Source organism: Arthrobacter sp. StoSoilB19, assembly GCF_019977275.1.
Lineage (GTDB): Bacteria > Actinomycetota > Actinomycetes > Actinomycetales > Micrococcaceae > Arthrobacter.
The window spans coordinates 2,012,568-2,028,787 of sequence record NZ_AP024650.1 but is presented as its reverse complement, the minus strand read 5'-3'; the positions used below and the strand labels follow the sequence as shown (position 1 = coordinate 2,028,787).

The following is a 16,220-nucleotide window of genomic DNA, read 5'->3' as shown; positions in this document are numbered from 1 at the left end:
GGTTCAGCCCGCCCTGCCTGCATCCGCAGCCTCGAGGGCTGCCAGCGCCTGCCGAATGGCCTCGAGAATCCGGTCGTCGTCCGCGGCGGGCACGCACCGCAGATCGATCAGGCAGGAACCGTCGTGGACGCGCGGAAGCACGGCGGGATCGCCGGTACGCAGGAGCCGCGCCAGTCCTTCGGGGAGCCGGAGCGCCCACCCGGGCAAGGCAAAACCGGGGGCGCCCCCGCCGCCTACCCTGCCGTCATGCGGCACCACCGCTGCCCCGAGTTCCTGGGCCAGCCGTTCCGTGCGGCGCCGCAATTGCCCGACGTCGGCGTGCAGCGCCTGTACGACGGGCGGCATTCCGCCGGCCACGGTCGCCTCCAAGGCAGCGAGGGCAAGTTTGTCTGCCCGGACGGCCCGGGCAAGCGGGTGGCGGGCCAACCGGGTGATGACCTCCTTGCGGCCCAGCAGCAGGCCCGCCTGGGGTCCGCCGAGAAGTTTGTCGCCGCTGGCGATGACGACGTCGGCCCCGGCCGCCAAAGCGGAGGCAACATCAGGTTCATCAGGGAGGTGCGGGTCGGGTGCCAGCAGTCCACTGCCAAGGTCGGCCACGAGCGGTACTCCGTGTGCCTGCGTCAGCGGGGCCAGTTCATGCAGCGGAACAGCGGAAGTGAAACCGTCTACCCGGAAGTTGCTCGGATGGACCTTCAGCACGCAGCCCGTATCGGGGCCGAGGGCCGCTGCGTAGTCGTGCAGGTGGGTCCGGTTGGTGGTGCCCACCTCGCGAAGCCTTGCCCCTGTCGATTCCATCAGGTCGGTGAGCCTGAAGCCTGCACCGATCTCAACGAGTTCGCCGCGGCTCACCACCACGTCCCGGCCGGCGGCCAGGGCTGTAGTGGCCAGTACCAGCGCCGCTGCTCCGTTGTTGACCACCAGTGCGTCCTCAGCGGCGGGACAGGCGGCGAGCAGTACCGCCCGGGCCCCGGCGCCACGGCGGGAGCGGTTTCCGTCAGCCAGGTCGAGTTCCACGTCAACGTAGCCGCTGGCTGCGATAACAGCTTCGACCGCGGCCGCGGAAAGGGGTGCCCGCCCCAGGTTGGTGTGGACGATGACCCCGGTGGCGTTCAGCACCGGGCGGAGGGTTGTTGCCTTGCGGTCAGCGACGGCGGCCAGCAGGACTGGCTCCACCTGGCCGGGAGGAAGGTCACCGCGCCGGGCCTGGTCCTGGATGTCCCGGACGAGTTCGCGGATCACACGCTCACTCAGCCGTGACCGGGCTTCGCGGACGGGCGGCAGTGCCAGCAGGTCGTCCGTGCGGGGAATCAGGCGGCGGGGATCGACGTGGTCCACAGCCCTCCTCATATCGCGGCATTCACTGCCGAAAGTTGGCGGTGGCGGACGGGAATCGAACCCGCCAGGCCGAGATGCTCAGCCGCACCGGTTTTGAAGACCGGGGGGCCCACCAGGACCCGGACGCCACCGCGCCTCAATATAGCAGGTCGATTCACGGGGGTACGCTAGGCGGGTGAATGAGGCCCAGACGTCAGTCCAGCAACTTGATGAGGGCGCCGTGGGCGCCCTTCGGCTCACCGACTACGCCCACGGAGGAGGCTGTGCCTGCAAGATCCCGCCGGGTGAGCTCGAAGATGCCGTCCGTGGCCTCATCGGCCAGCCGGGCGCAGAGGTGCTGGTTGGCCTGGACAGTGGCGACGACGCGGCGGCCGTCCTGGTGCGGGACGACCTCGCGGTTCTTACCACGGCGGATTTCTTCACTCCCGTTGTCAACGATGCCTTTGACTGGGGCCGGATCGCCGCCGCCAATGCGCTCTCGGATATCTATGCAATGGGCGGCCGGCCGGTCACGGCCATCAACCTGGTGGGCTGGCCCCGCGGCGTCCTGCCAATGGAGCTGATGACGGAGGTCCTCCGCGGCGGGCTTAGTGTGGCGTCGGAGGCCGGTTGCCCGGTGCTTGGCGGACACTCCATCGACGATCCGGAACCCAAGTACGGCATGGCCGTCACCGGCGTCGCGCACCCGGACCGGCTGCTGCGCAACGACGCCGCCCGGCCGGGCCTGCCCATCACGCTGACAAAGCCGATCGGCGTCGGGCTTCTCAACAACCGGCACAAAGCGACCGGTGAAGTGTTTGCCGAGGCGATAGCGACCATGGTGGGTCTCAATCGCGACGCGTCCGAGGCAGCGGTGGCCGCCGGCGTCCGGGCAGCAACGGACGTCACGGGTTTTGGCCTGCTTGGCCATCTTCACAAGATGGTCCGGGCATCGGAAGTGGGCGCAGTGATCGACCTGAAGGCGGTACCGCTGATTGATGGAGCCCGCGAGGCACTGCGCGACGGCTTTGTCTCCGGCGGGACCCGGCGCAACCTCGACTGGGTGCGGCCGCACCTGCAGACCGCACCGGGCATCACCGAAGACGACCTGCTGCTGCTTGCCGATGCCCAGACTTCCGGCGGGCTGCTGGTGGTCGGCGAGCTGCCAGGGCACCCCGTCATCGGCCACACCACTGCCGGCCGGGGCATCAGGATCCGCTGATGCCTGGCGGCCAGGTCAGCTGGCGGTCGTGATCGCGTCGCCGGTTACGCCGGCTGCGCGGCGGGCTGCGAGCCGGGCCTTCTGCGGTTCGATGGTGTACCGCGGGTCCTTGGCAGAGGCCAGCCCCGCTTCGAAGATGCCAAACCGGGTCAGTGCAGAAGCGGCCAGCAACGCCACCCCCGAAGCGGCAGCTGCGACGCGGTTGCGGCCACCCAGCACGGTTCCCAGGCCGCCGGCGACTGCCAACCGCTCGCTCCACTTCAGCATGGTGCCTGCCTTGCCCTGATGAAGGGGCTCGGCTGCCACCGGATCCATCCGGCGCTCCATGATCTTCATGGCAAGCACGTCGCCCACGACGCCAAGCACCGCGAGTTTGCGGGCGGGACCGGTCTCGCGGGCCGGCGTGGTGACCATGGCGAGCCCGGCAGAAGCGAGGCACGCCGAACTGACGAAGACGAACGGCAGTTCCTCGTGCGCAGCGTTCCAGGTGGGGGTGGCGGTGTCGCCAAGCAGGACAGCTGTGTATGCCGCCAATGGTCCGGCGAACACCGCAGCCTCGACGCCCGCCGGTCCTTCCACGGCCTGCAGCACCCTGCGCAAGGGTCCCAGCGGCAGCCGGTTTCCGCTCATCCGGTCGATTTCGGCCACTGCGGCAACACCCGCACCTGCGCTGAAGGCGCTGAGGATCCAGGAGCCCACGCTCATCGGCGAGGTCACTTTGAAGGTCCGCAGCATATGCAGGAAACGCTCCGGCCTGCCCAGGTCCTTCACCAACGCGACGGCGCCGGCACTCACGGCGGCCAAGGCACCCAGCCGGGCATTCCGGCGAAGTATCGGCCGTCCGGTCAACTGGCCGCCGAGGCCAAGCAGCGCCGAGCCTGCTGCCACGCCGCCCAGGAACAGGTAGATGGCAACGTCATCGCCCCACGGCGCGGGCTTTACGACGGGGCGGCCGTAGTAAGAGGTGAATTCAGGCTCCGGGACCATGGGCACTTCGCGGGAACCGTCCCCGTTGTCCCTGCGGCGGCGCAGGCCGGGTTTGCCGTCCTGCCGGCGGCGCCGGGCACGCTCCGCCGGCCGGAAGCTGTCGAATTCCGAAAGGGTCACGCCCGTCCTCCCAGGAAAGCCAATGCTGCAGCCGCGGCCATGCCCGCTACAGCCATGCCTGCCCGCCGGTACATCTGCGGCAGGTCGGCTGTGGGGACGCGCGGGTCCGGCGGGAGCCCGTACACCTCGGGCTCATCCAGCAGCAGGAAGACCGATCCCGTTCCACCGACGCCGTCGTTCTCGTTCGCACCGTAGAGCCGCGCTTCGGTGAGGCCTTGCGCGTGCAGGTGGGCCACCCGCTCCCGGGCTGTTTCCACCATGTCGTCGTGGTCGCCGAACTTGATGGACGTCGTCGGGCATGCCTTGGCGCACGCGGGCGTCTCATCGGCCACCAGCCTGTCGTAGCACAACGTGCACTTCTGGGCCACGCCCACGTTGGGGTCGGCGGGATGCTTTTCGTGCTGCTCGTCCCGCTGGCCGGCCACCTTCACCGTGCCATTGCTGCGGCGTTCGATCACGCCGAAGGGGCACCCGGCCACGCAGGTTCCGCAGCCGTTGCAGACGTCGTCCTGGACCACCACGGTGCCGAATTCGGTACGGAAAAGGGCCCCCGTGGGACAGACGTCAAGGCATCCGGCGTGGGTGCAGTGCTTGCAGACGTCGGAGGACATCAGCCACCGGAAGTCTGCCGTGTCCGGGGGCGTCGTGTCGGCCTCTGCCAGGTCGGTCGCTGCGGACCCTGCCGTGGCGGGAGGACCAATGCGGGGCATGCCCAAATTGACCAGGGCCCGCCCGGATTCCCGGGCCTCGGTAATGCGTTCCTGGCCTTGCTCAATGAACGCCACATGCCGCCAGGTGCTGGCGCCCAGGGATCCGGTGTTGTCGTAGGAAGACCCCAGCAACTCGAAGTTTCCGTCCTGCGGGTTGTGGTTCCATTCCTTGCAGGCAACTTCGCAGGCCTTGCAGCCGATGCAGATCGAGGTGTCGGTGAAGAATCCCTTGCGCGGATGGTTGTGTTCCCAGTGGGCATCGGCGGTGGGGTCGGTCGGTCCGGACAGCTGGCCCATCTAGTCCTCCGTTGTGGGATCGGTATGCGGGGCGGGTTTGTTGCCTTCCGCCGTCGGATTGGTGACGGCGCTGTTCCCCGTCTCGATGGTCACTCCTGCCCGGGCCTGGTACTCCGCAACCAGGGCAAGCAGTTCCTTCCCCCGCGGACGGCGGCCCGGACGGATATCGCACGAAGCCACCTTGGACTCCTGGATCTGGACGTTGGGGTCCAGGGTCACACCCAGCAGGTCGTTGGCCGCGTCACCACTGACCACGGCATTGCTGCCGACGCCCCAGTGGTAGGGCAGCCCAATTTGATGCACGGTGTGGCCGCCAACAGCCAGGGGCCTCATCCGGTCCGTGACAAGAACCTTCGCCTCGATGGCGGAGCGCGGCGAAATGATAGTGGCCCACCCGTACGGCTCAAGTCCGCGCTCGGCGGCCAGTTCAGGCGAGACCTCGCAGAACATCTCCGGCTGGAGCTCCGACAGGTATGGGAGCCAGCGGCTCATCCCACCCGCCGTATGGTGCTCCGTGAGCCGATATGTGGTGAAGACGAACGGGTAGACGTCTGCTCCGCTGGTGCCGGCGCTCGGTGCGCTGAGGTTGTCCGCGCGGGGGAACACCAGCCGCGCAGGACTTTGCTGCTGCGGATAAAGCGCGTTCGCCACCGGTGATTCCTGCGCCTCGTAATGGGTGGGAAGGGGTCCATCCATGAGGCCCTTCGGCGCGAACAACCAGCCTTTGCCGTCTGCCTGCATGATAAAGGGATCATCACCGCTGAGTGCGGCTGGACCACCGACAGAGGGATCGGGTTTGCTGCCAGGTGCCCGGTCAACCGGGAAGTCCGGCACGTCGTCTCCGACCCACTTACCCTGTTCCTGGTCCCACCAGATGTATTTCTTCCGCTCGCTCCACGGGTTGCCGGCCGGATCAGCCGACGCGCGGTTGTAGAGGATCCGGCGGTTGGCCGGCCATGCCCAGCCCCATTCCGGGGCCGCAGGCCCCTGTTCCTTGCCCGGTTTCCGGTTGGCGGCGTGGTTGACACCGTCAGCGTACACGCCGGTGTAGATCCAGCAGCCGGCCGCCGTGGATCCGTCGGCGCGCAGTTCGGTATATGCCGAGAGGGGCTTGCCCGCATCCGGGCCGTCCAGGTGGCGGCCGTTGATTTCCGCCAGCACGGCTTCACCATCAGGTTCGCCATGCTCGTCCGTGGGGTAGTCCCAAGTGAGGTCCAGCAGCGGACGGTCCCGTTCGTCCTGCGACCCGGCCAGTTTCTCCCGGATCCGCTGGCCCAGTTCGAAGAAGAACTGCAGCTCGCTCTGGCACTCCCCCGGCGGCGACACCGCCTGGTGCCGCCACTGCAGCAGGCGCTGGGTCTGGGTGAAAGAGCCGGCTTTCTCAACGTGGGTTGCGGCAGGCAGGAAGAACACTTCGGTCTCGATGTCCTCGGTGCGCAGCTCCCCGGATTCAATTTCCGGACCGTCTTTCCACCACGTGGCCGACTCGATGAGGTTCAAGTCACGCACCACCAGCCACTTCAGGTGCGACATGGCCAGGCGTTGCATCCGGCCGTGGGCCGAACCCACTGCAGGATTCTGGCCGAGAAGGAAGTAGCCCTCAACTTCGTCCTCGAGCATGCCCATTACTGTCTCGTACGTTCCGTGGGCCCCCGTCAGTCTCGGGAGATAGTCGTAAGCCCAGTCGTTGTCCGCGTTGGCAGCCTCACCCCACCAGGCCTTTAGGAGGCTGATGGTGTAGGCGTCGGCATCAGCCCAAAAACCCTTCTGTTGCTTCGAGCCAATGACTGACAGGTACTCCTCAAGGCTGTCATGGCGTCCGGCGCTGGGCATGGGCAGGTACCCGGGCAGAAGGTTGAAAAGGGTGGGGATGTCCGTTGAGCCCTGGATGCTGGCATGGCCACGCAGGGCCATGATCCCGCCACCGGGGCGTCCGACGTTCCCGAGCAGAAGCTGCAGGATGGCGGCGGCCCGGATGAACTGAGCCCCAAGGGAGTGCTGGGTCCAGCCGACGGCGTAGGCGAAACACGTCGTGCGGTCGCGCCCGGAGTTTTCCGTGATGGAGCGCGCCAGGTACTCGAAGTCCGCGGCGTCGATCCCGCACATGTCCTGGACCATCTCCGGGGTGTAGCGGGCGTAGTGCCGCTTGACGATCTGGAAAACAGTCCGCGGGTCCTGGAGGGTGTCGTCGCGCTGCACTTCGGCGTGCTCCAAAGGTGGTCCGCCGCTGCCAAAGGCGTGGCCGGCGGCGCGGGCCGTGGCATCGGCTCCGTGTTCCGAACCTGGCCCGGGCTCATCGATGGCACCGTCCCCTTTTTCCGCATAGGCCCACGATGACGTGTCGTAGGCGCGCTTCTCCGGATCAAAGCCGGAGAACAGCCCACCCAGGTCCTCGGCGTCGCGGTAATCCTCATGGACCAGCGTGGCGGCGTTGGTGTACGCGCTGACGTACTCCTTGAACCACAGGTCATTGGTGAGGACATAGTTGATGAGCGCACCAAGGAGAACCACGTCGGAGCCTGCACGAATGGGAATGTGCTTATCCGACACTGCCGACGTCCGCGTGAACCTGGGGTCAACGTGGATGACCTTGGCTCCGCGGGCTTTAGCCTCCGCTACCCACTGGTATCCCACGGGATGGCACTCGGCCATGTTGGAACCCTGGATAACGATGCAATCGGCGTTGGCCATGTCCTGCAGTGACTGCGTTGCACCACCGCGTCCAAACGAGGCTCCCAAACTGGGAACCGTGGCGGAGTGTCATATGCGGGCCTGGTTCTCGGTCTGCACCGCCCCTGCAGCCGTGAAGAGCTTCTTGATCAGGTAGTTTTCTTCGTTGTCCAGGGTTGCGCCGCCCAGCGAAGCAATGCCCATGGTGCGGCGAAGCAGCCGGCCCTGGTCGTCCTCCTGCTGCCACGTCCTGCGGCGCGTTTCGATGAACCGGTCCGCCACCATCTCGACGGCCGTGGCCAAATCCAGGTGTTCCCACTCCCTGGAGCGCGGCGCACGGTAAAGCACCTTGGTCTGCCGGCCTGGTGAATTGACCAGTTGCTCGCTGGCAGAACCCTTGGGGCACAGGCGGCCGCGCGAGATGGGTGAGTCCGGATCGCCTTCGATCTGGATGACCTTTTCGTCCTTGACGTAGACACGCTGTCCGCAACCCACGGCGCAGTAGGGGCAGACGCTCTGGACAACGCGGTCAGCAGTAGCTGTGCGGGGGGCAATGGCCTGGGTCTTGGCCGAAGTGACAGCGGGCCCACGGCCCAGCAGATCCCCCGTCGACAATTGACGGATGACCGGCCATTGAAGGAAACTTCGCGGTGCCATTTGTGGAGCATATCCCGAAGCGCCGCGAAAGCAACAGGACAGCGTTCGCGTGTCTTCCGCAGAAACTACGGCGCCGAAATTCAAGTAGTCCCCACAAAAGTCAAGGAGCACGACGACGGGACGCACCGCCGTCGTGCACCTTCCGCCGGTGCCCCCTCCCCCAGGCGGACGCAAAAAGACATTCGCCCCGGTCCGACCGTCCCCGCGTTCAGCTTCATGGTGGAACGATGGACGCATCAGAAGGTAAAGGGAGAGAATTTTGAACCAGTTTGATAACTCCGACGACGGCGCTGAAGGCGGCGAACGCGGTTCGCATGCGGGCGGCACCCCCGCGGCCCTTACGGTCGACCAGTTACTGGAAGAGAGCCGCAGCGGGCTCGTGCGTGTCCACCCTTCGGATCTTGAGCGGGAAATGGCAGCGGGCGCCCTTGTTGTTGACATTCGGCCCGTGGATCAGCGGGACCGGGACGGCGAAATTCCGGGAGCCGTCGTGATCGACCGCAACGTTCTTGAGTGGCGGCTCGATCCTTCCAGCGCCCATCGGCTCCCGATCGCTGACGACCCCGCCCGCCGCATCGTGGTTGTGTGCAACGAGGGCTACAGTTCCAGCCTCGCTGCGCACACCCTGCAGAGGCTGGGGCTGATCCGTGCCACCGACCTGATCGGCGGTTTCCAGGCGTGGGCGGCGTTGCGCAACAAAAGCAGTGAGTAACCGGCTCAGGGCCAGCGTCCAAACGGATTTCACACGCCTTAGCTGATGCGCGCCCGGGTCAGTCAGCACGTTTTTTCGTAGTTTTTGGCGGCGTCAATTAATAGATTGACACCCTGCGTGGCACGAGTCACACTGTTGCATATGGTGATCGATGTTGCGTACAGCGCGAACAGGGACGTCCCCGACGGACGCATTGGTGCAGGTCGATCCTCCCCAACCTTTATGACTGCAAAGTTGCGGCAACGCCGGTTGCCGCCTCCAACTCTGTGGTCGCCACGAATCGCACACCAGCCAGCCCTCCCGGGAGGAAACCCAACATGACTGCTTCAGTGAACGTCCCCCTCAAGCGCGGAAAACTCGCTGCATCCCTGCCTGCCGAGCAACTGGCGGAAATCACCGAACTGTTCGAGTTCCGGCGCACGGGATATTCCCTCGATGCCCCCTTCTACACGGACCCGACGATCTTCAATATCGACATGGAGGCCATTTTCGGGCAGCACTGGATCTTTGCCGCCAGCACTGCCGAACTGCCGGAACCGGGCGACTACGTCACTGTCGACTACGGGCCCTATTCCCTGATCGTGCTGCGCAACGACGACGGTGGCGTGAACGTACTGCACAACGTGTGCCGGCACCGCGGCGCCCGCGTCCTGACGGAATCCACGGGATCAACAGGAAACCTGGTCTGCGGCTACCACTCCTGGACCTACTCGCCCAGCGGCGACCTGATCCACGCCTCGGCCCCGGGGGAAACGAAGTTCGACAAGAGCTGCTTCGGCCTCAAGCGCGCCCACGGCCGGGAGGTGGCAGGACTGATCTTCGTCTGCATTGCGGACGTGCCGCCGACGGACTTCGATGAAACCGCAAAGATCTTTGAGCCCTACCTCGCGCCCCACGATCTGTCGAAGACGAAAATTGCCTACCAGCAGAACATCATCGAAGAGGGCAACTGGAAGCTCGTCATGGAGAACAACCGGGAGTGCTACCACTGTGACGGCCACCCCGAACTCGCCTGCTCCCTCTTTCCCACCTGGGGCCTCACGGAGGGGCTGATCCCGACGCACCTTGAGGAAGTGTGGGACCGCAACAAGAACGCACAGTCATCGCTCGAGGAGCGCTGCCGCCGCTACGGCCTTCCCTACGAGGTGGTCGAGGAGCTCGACACGCGCATCGCGGGAATCCGCATCTCACGGGAATCGCTCGACGGCGAGGGCGAATCGTTCTCGCCCGACGGACGCAGGCTTTCCAAGAAACTGCTTGGCGACCTTCCGGACTTCCGCCTTGGCCGCTGCTCGATGCACCTGCAGCCCAACAGCTGGTTCCATTTCCTTGGGGACCACGTCATCACCTTCGGTGTCTTCCCCATCAACGAACACCAGTCGCTGGTGCGAACCACCTGGCTCGTGGCGGACGACGCGGAAGAAGGCGTCGACTACGACCTGGACAAGCTCACCTACACCTGGAAGCAGACAAACCTGCAGGACAAGGCGTTCGTGGAGCTGTGCCAGAAGGGTGCCGGCAGCCCTGCCTACCAGCCCGGCCCCTACATGAAGAGCGAATACCAGGTGGAGGCCTTCATCAACTGGTACGTTCAGCGCGTTCAGGAGCACTTGGCATGACGGAACTCCTTACTGAAACGGTAGTCCAGGAACCCCAACGCATCCGTGGCCTTGAGATGCCGTGGAACAGGGTAATGGGCAGCGCCGAGGCACCCGCCCGCGCTGCACGTGCATTGGGTCCCTGGCATCCGCAGGAGTTCATGGCGGAATGTGTGGAGACCGTACCCGAGGCCGGGGGCATGATGACCTTCGTGTTCCGCCGCTGCGACGGCGCACCCCTGGCATTCAGGGCCGGCCAGTACGTTAATATCGCCTTTCCCGTGAACGGCGAGGACCAGGAACCCGTGGACCGCAGCTACTCAATCTCCAGCTCACCCACGGAACCCTGGACCTTCAGCGTCACCGTTAAGCGCGATCCCGGCGGACTGGTTTCACCGTGGGTGCATGACAACGTCAAACCCGGCACCGTCCTGGACATGCTGGGACCCGTGGGGGCATTCCACCTGCCCGATGCCGACCGGCGCGCACGGTACCTCTTCCTGGCTGCCGGCGCCGGCATCACTCCGATCATGTCGATGCTGCGGACCATCCACTCGCTGCCCGGTACGGCCAATGTGGTAGTGCTCTACCACGGAGCGGAAGCCGGCGGCTTTGCCTTCCACCGTGAACTGGCCTACATCGCGTCGGTGGACTCGCGCGTCAAGGTCTTCTACGCCCTTGGCGACCGCGGCCGGCCCGAGGAGTGGGATGGCTTCAGCGGAAGGCTGTCCTCGGCCATGATCGACGAGGTCGCTCCTGATGCCAACGGCCGCCAGGTGTACGCCTGCGGCCCGGAAGGTTACCTGAACACCGCCACCGAGCTGCTTAAGAAGGTCGGCGTCGACGACACCTCCATTTACATGGAGTTCTTCTCGGGGGATCGCCAGACACTCCTTGAATACCAGGCAGAAATCGCGCTCGCTTCGGACATCGCGGAGGAGATCGCCGAGGAAATCGCCGATTCCGCCGAGGACTACTTCGAAAGCCAGCCCAGCGCGTTCGGGCTCTACGAGCCTGGCTACGACGACGAGGGAACCTTGAAGGCCACGGGGCTGCCGCTGGAAACGGTCGACCCGGGCCCGGCGGCCGCCGAAGGCGGATCAGATGCGGAACCGGAGGCCGCGTCCCCCGACGCCTCGAGCTTTGACACTGTGGGAACGGGCAGCCTCACGTTGTCCTTCATGCGGACGGGCATCAATGTGCGGATCGGCCCGGACGAACACATCCTCGGAGTGGCCCAGCGTGCAGGCGTCCGGATCGGCGCGAACTGCAAGGAGGGTATGTGCGGCTCCTGCAAAGTCGTCAAGCTTTCCGGCGAGGTGGAGATGAACCACCAGGGCGGCATCCGGGCACGTGAGATCACTGCAGGCAAGTTCCTTCCCTGCTGTTCAACCGCGCTGACCGACATGGTTATCGACGCCTAGCCGCTCGGTCCGGCCCGCCCGGCACCTCAATCCACCCCCCTTGCTTCACGAAAACTGACAACTCTTGCCCCACGGAAGGTCTGATGCAGCCGGCGTCAGGCCTTCCGTGCCAATTCGAACACCAACCATAGGAGCCATGCCCATGTCAGCCAACAAAGCCGTTGCGTACAAGGCACCCGGGATTGTCGAAATCATCGATACCCCCTACCCCACCTTTGAACTGAAGGCCGGCCCCGGAGTCAATCCCGTCAACGTCGGCCGGAAGGTCCCGCACGGCGTCATCCTGCGCACCGTGAGCACCAACATCTGCGGGTCGGACCAGCACATGGTTCGCGGCCGCACGACCGCCCCGGCCGGCCTGGTCCTGGGTCACGAGATCACCGGGGAAGTCATCGAGACCGGGCCCGACGTCGAGTTCATCAAGGTCGGGGACATCGTCTCGGTCCCGTTCAACATCTCCTGCGGGCGCTGCCGGAACTGTAAGGAGCGCAAGACCGGGATCTGCCTGAACGTGAACCCGGACCGCCCAGGATCCGCTTACGGCTACGTCGACATGGGCGGCTGGGTCGGAGGGCAGGCGGAGTACGTCCTGGTCCCTTATGCCGACTGGAACCTGTTGCGGTTCCCCGACCGCGACCAGGCCCTGGAGAAGATCCTGGACCTGACCATGCTCTCCGACATCCTCCCCACCGGATTTCACGGCGCCGTCACGGCAGGTGTCGGCGTCGGGTCAACCGTCTATGTTGCCGGGGCCGGACCCGTAGGACTTGCCGCGGCGGCAAGCGCCCAGCTGCTGGGGGCCGCCGTGGTCATCGTAGGGGACCTCAATGAGGATCGTCTCGCCCAGGCCCGGTCCTTTGGCTGCGAAACCGTCAACGTGGCCAACGGCGACCCGGCCGACCAGGTCGAGCAGATCCTCGGCGTTCGGGAGGTCGATGCCGGTATTGACGCAGTCGGTTTCGAGGCCCGCGGGCACGGGCATGGCGCCAAGGAAGCGCCGGCCACCGTGCTCAATTCGTTGATGGACCTCACCGCCGCCGGCGGGTCCGTGGGCATTCCCGGCCTTTACGTCACAGGAGACCCGGGCGCCGCGGACGAGGCGGCCCAGAAGGGTTCACTGTCCCTGTCCCTGGGCACTGGCTGGGCAAAGTCCCTCTCCTTCGCGACCGGCCAGTGCCCGGTGATGAAGTACAACCGGCAACTGATGATGGCGATTCTGCATGACAAGATCCAGATCGCCAAGGCGGTCAACGCCACAGCCATAGCGCTCGATGATGCACCGCGGGGGTACGCGGAATTCGATGCCGGAGCGGCCACAAAGTACGTCCTGGACCCGAACGGCTACCTCAGCAACTAGATCCGGGCAGGAAGCGGGCTGCCTGGGCAGGCTACCTCATGAGGTCCGCCGGTTCGTCACCGGCGGACCCGCTCCCCCTGTCCGGTATCGCTCCCCGCCGCCTGCGGTTCTCCGGCCGGTTCAGGTGACGGTGAGCTCCGTGTACATCCCTGCCCAGTAGTGGCCCGGGAGATTACAGAACAGTTCATACCGCCCGGGCGGCAGGTCAAGCGTGACCCAGCCGCTCGTGGACGGCAGGATCCCCTCTCCTTCACCTTCGGCGCAGGCAGCGGAGGCCTCGCCCAGGCTGCCGGCCTCGTCGGCTCTTCCGTCCCGGCCCACGGGGCGCGTTCCTGCGCTCTGGGTGCCCGCCACGGGGACGACCAGCATTTCATGGGGAATGGTGCCGGCGTTGACGACCAGGAAGGACACTTTGCCGTGGACCACGGTGGCCCGGTCCGCGGTCAGGCGCATGCTGCCGCGCATCATCCTGGGACCGGCCATCATGGTCCCGCCCCTGTCGATGGTAGTGACGTTCACGACGGTGCCCGCGAAACTCGGCGCCGCACAGCGGGTGGTGCCGGGATTCCCTGCTCCGCCCGGATTCGGGCCACCGCCCAGCAGCGCGATCCCCGTCATGGACAACGCGGTCAGCAGTACTGTCGCGATAGCCCCGATCAGGATCTGCGTGCTGCGGGAGAGTGTCTTCACGGCCTGCGTCGGAGAGCAGCCCGGCGTTCATTCAGCTCGGTAGCGTCGATTTCCCCCCGCGCGAAACGTTCATTCAGGATCCGCTCAGCCTCATCATGAGCAGACCCGTAGTATCCCCCGTGCCCCTGGCGTCCGCCGCGGACCAGAAGAATCACGACCGTCACCACACCACCCCAGAACAGCAGCATCATCAGGGCCATGACAATCCAACCGCCCACACCCCAGTCGCCATACCATCCGTACATCATCCCCGGACCCGCCCCTTCAATCCCTGCCGTTCATTCCAGCTTTGCGCGGTCACCGACGGGCGAACAGAGCCATTAGTCACCTGGTTTCGGGCCTTCCCGAAGCCACGGGATTCCCTGGCGTCCCGCCCGTCGCGATTGCGCATTCCGCCGGATCGTCCATCTGTGCTGTGTTCAAACCAAGCCTTGAACAGCAGGCACTTTCTCATCTGGCTGACATGCAGAGCCGGTCAAGGGTCTCGTTCAGGGAGGACTCGACCTGGCTGTCCAGGAGGTCACGCCTGTTCCCGGTGGACGGGTCTTCGAGTTCGGTGGGCAGTGATGGCGTTGTGACTGTCATCGCCGCCTGGTAGCTCCCGTCCTTGGAAAATGCCGGCCATGAGGAGGTTCAGGTCTTCCATCCTCGAGACCGCGCCGGCTGCCGGGTTGCCGACCGTGAAGGTGTTGTCTGTGGTGTCGATTCGTTCGCCGCGGAGGGTTACGTAGCCGTGCAGAAGTCCGGTTTCGTGCGGGTCGAGGCGGTCCAGGCTGGTGTTCTTCAAACCGAGGGGGTCGAATACCTCCTCCTGCATGATCTGGATGTAAGGCTTGTGCCGCAGTGTTTGGATCAGGAGACCGAGTGCCAGGTAGTTCGTATTCGAATACTTGAAGGACCCAACACTGGCCGAGGTCCAGGGAAGGGTCCCGGCTAACTGGAGTCCCTCCTCCAGGCTGAGCGTGCTGGAAGGCACAGGGCGGAAGTCAACGTCCTTTGGCAGAGCATCGTTTACCTCGGGCATTCCGGACGTGTGGTTCATCAGCTGCCTTACTGTGATGGGCCCCGGGGGTTTGAGTGAGGACGTGAACTCGGGAGTGACGTCGTTGACGGGATCGTCGAGACCAATGAGGTGATCGTCGACGAGCTTCAGCACCGCTACGGCGGTCATAGTTTTGGTGACGCTCGCCACCTCCACCCGGTCCGCGGGCTGCGCCGCTGTCCTGGACTCAAGGTCACGCACGCCGTGAGCCTTGGACCACTCCCCCTCGGGCCAACGGATCTGCACGACCGCGGCAACGGCGCCCTGATTCAGAAACGGCTACACCTGGTTCTGTAGAGAACCCAGAGGATCGGGCGCGGCTGTCGACCGCGCTGCCGAGTGATGCACGTCATGGAAAATCCTTGACAAACTTGTACAAGTATTTCCATACTAATGAGGAAGGGTTTCAACGAAGCAACTGGAGGACCAATGCCGGCCAAACTCACGGATGTCGCAAAGCTTGCGGGTGTATCGCTGGCGACAGCGTCCAGGGCCTTCAGCGATCCGGGTCGACTGGCGGCCGAAACCCGTCAGAAGGTGGTAGACGCTGCATTGCAGGTCGGCTACGACGTGCCTGGCCTGTCGGGCAGCCGGACTTTCGGGGTCGTTGTTCCCGACATCTCCAACGCCGTTTTCGCGGCTTTGATCAAATCAATCCAGGATCAGGCTTGGCACGGACGGCACAGGATGGTGCTGGCAGACACTTCCGAGTCGTCCACCCGGGAACGGGAACACCTGGTGTCATTCGCTGCCGGCGTCGACGGCATCATCCTCTGCTCCCCCCGCCTGCCTTCGGACCAGATCCACCAGCTCGCGGGCAACACGCCCCTTGTGGTGATCAACGGTGAAGCCGACCATGCGGCCCGTGTGTTGATGGAAGCGGGCGAAGGCCTCCGCCAGGCCGTGGAACACCTTCACGCGCTCGGCCACCGTAAAATCGCCTACATTCCCGGTCCCGCCTCGTCATGGGCGAACGGGCAACGCCACACAGCCATCAGCCGTTTCTGCAATGACTGGGGAATCGAACTGGTGACGGTCGGCAACCAGAATGCCACAGTCGACGGCGGCCTCGCCGCCGCAGCGTCAGTCGTCGCCAGCGGTGCAACCGCGGTAATCGCATACAACGACCTGGTGGCGATCGGCATGCTCGCCGGAGCCCGGACCCTCGGGTACCACTGCCCCGAAGACATCAGTGTCGTGGGCATTGATGACCTCGACATCGCCGCAGCCGCGGAGCCCGGCCTCACGTCCGTGCGCGTTCCGATCGGCAGAAGCGGCTCCTTGGCCCTCGAGCTCCTCCTCGAACAGATCGCCGGCAAGCCCTCCACCACTGAGGCTGTCCACCTCAGCTCACAACTCATCGTCCGCGGCTCCACCTTCGCCGCACGCAACGCAGATCACGCCCTCCAAGGAAAGTAAC

13 protein-coding genes and 1 tRNA gene are annotated in these 16,220 nt (G+C 65.3%); 6 read left to right on the top strand and 8 right to left on the bottom strand.

What is annotated here, in order from left to right; genetic code table 11:
* Positions 1-3 precede the first annotated feature (3 nt).
* Together selA and LDO86_RS09260 are read right to left on the bottom strand one after the other, a co-directional pair.
* A complete protein-coding gene (gene selA, locus LDO86_RS09265) occupies positions 4-1,335 on the bottom strand; it encodes an L-seryl-tRNA(Sec) selenium transferase (RefSeq protein ID WP_224084444.1) in 1,332 nt (443 codons plus the stop codon).
* Between the two features lie 36 nt (positions 1,336-1,371).
* Positions 1,372-1,466 (bottom strand) — tRNA-Sec (locus LDO86_RS09260).
* A gap of 44 nt (positions 1,467-1,510) precedes the next feature.
* Between LDO86_RS09260 and selD the strand changes: the two genes are divergently transcribed.
* Positions 1,511-2,536 (top strand): selenide, water dikinase SelD, encoded by a 1,026-nt coding sequence (gene selD, locus LDO86_RS09255; RefSeq protein WP_222430048.1) that lies wholly within the window; start codon positions 1,511-1,513, stop codon positions 2,534-2,536.
* 15 nt (positions 2,537-2,551) lie between these two features.
* Here selD and nrfD read toward each other — a convergent pair whose 3' ends face one another.
* Genes nrfD through fdh form a run of 3 tightly spaced genes read right to left on the bottom strand, consistent with a single transcriptional unit; the run spans position 2,552 to position 7,977 of the window.
* Positions 2,552-3,643, bottom strand: coding sequence for an NrfD/PsrC family molybdoenzyme membrane anchor subunit (gene nrfD, locus LDO86_RS09250; RefSeq protein ID WP_056390125.1), 1,092 nt, complete (start codon positions 3,641-3,643; stop codon positions 2,552-2,554).
* Positions 3,640-4,650: a 4Fe-4S dicluster domain-containing protein gene (locus LDO86_RS09245; RefSeq protein WP_224084443.1), complete on the bottom strand. Its 1,011-nt coding sequence runs from the start codon at positions 4,648-4,650 to the stop codon at positions 3,640-3,642. The genes nrfD and LDO86_RS09245 overlap by 4 nt, the downstream gene beginning before the upstream one ends.
* On the bottom strand, positions 4,651-7,977 hold the full coding sequence (fdh, locus tag LDO86_RS09240; protein WP_224084442.1) for a formate dehydrogenase: 3,327 nt from the start codon (positions 7,975-7,977) through the stop codon (positions 4,651-4,653).
* A 259-nt stretch (positions 7,978-8,236) separates the two neighbouring features.
* On the opposite strand from fdh, the gene LDO86_RS09235 reads away from it, so the two are divergent.
* From LDO86_RS09235 to fdhA, 4 genes are all read left to right on the top strand, one after another.
* Complete coding sequence (locus tag LDO86_RS09235; protein ID WP_224084441.1) at positions 8,237-8,689, top strand: rhodanese-like domain-containing protein; 453 nt, start codon at positions 8,237-8,239, stop codon at positions 8,687-8,689.
* 317 nt (positions 8,690-9,006) lie between these two features.
* Positions 9,007-10,308, top strand: a complete 1,302-nt coding sequence (locus tag LDO86_RS09230; protein WP_018771028.1) for an aromatic ring-hydroxylating dioxygenase subunit alpha — start codon at positions 9,007-9,009, stop codon at positions 10,306-10,308.
* Positions 10,305-11,711, top strand: a complete 1,407-nt coding sequence (locus LDO86_RS09225; protein WP_018771029.1) for a ferredoxin reductase — start codon at positions 10,305-10,307, stop codon at positions 11,709-11,711. The genes LDO86_RS09230 and LDO86_RS09225 overlap by 4 nt, the downstream gene beginning before the upstream one ends.
* A gap of 142 nt (positions 11,712-11,853) precedes the next feature.
* Complete coding sequence (gene fdhA, locus LDO86_RS09220; protein ID WP_018771030.1) at positions 11,854-13,068, top strand: formaldehyde dehydrogenase, glutathione-independent; 1,215 nt, start codon at positions 11,854-11,856, stop codon at positions 13,066-13,068.
* Between the two features lie 120 nt (positions 13,069-13,188).
* Here the strand turns inward: fdhA and LDO86_RS09215 are convergent, their stop codons facing one another.
* The 3 genes from LDO86_RS09215 to LDO86_RS09205 form a co-directional block, all read right to left on the bottom strand.
* Entirely contained in the window at positions 13,189-13,758 is a 570-nt protein-coding gene (locus LDO86_RS09215; RefSeq protein WP_018771031.1) for a sulfocyanin-like copper-binding protein, read from the bottom strand.
* Positions 13,755-14,006 carry a hypothetical protein gene (locus LDO86_RS09210; RefSeq protein WP_018771032.1) on the bottom strand — a complete coding sequence of 84 codons (252 nt, stop codon included), beginning with the start codon at positions 14,004-14,006 and terminating at the stop codon, positions 13,755-13,757. The genes LDO86_RS09215 and LDO86_RS09210 overlap by 4 nt, the downstream gene beginning before the upstream one ends.
* Positions 14,007-14,278: 272 nt before the next feature.
* Positions 14,279-15,001 carry a serine hydrolase domain-containing protein gene (locus LDO86_RS09205; RefSeq protein ID WP_231377452.1) on the bottom strand — a complete coding sequence of 241 codons (723 nt, stop codon included), beginning with the start codon at positions 14,999-15,001 and terminating at the stop codon, positions 14,279-14,281.
* Between the two features lie 228 nt (positions 15,002-15,229).
* Between LDO86_RS09205 and LDO86_RS09200 the strand changes: the two genes are divergently transcribed.
* A complete protein-coding gene (locus LDO86_RS09200; RefSeq protein ID WP_018771034.1) occupies positions 15,230-16,219 on the top strand; it encodes a LacI family DNA-binding transcriptional regulator in 990 nt (329 codons plus the stop codon).
* Position 16,220 lies beyond the last annotated feature (1 nt).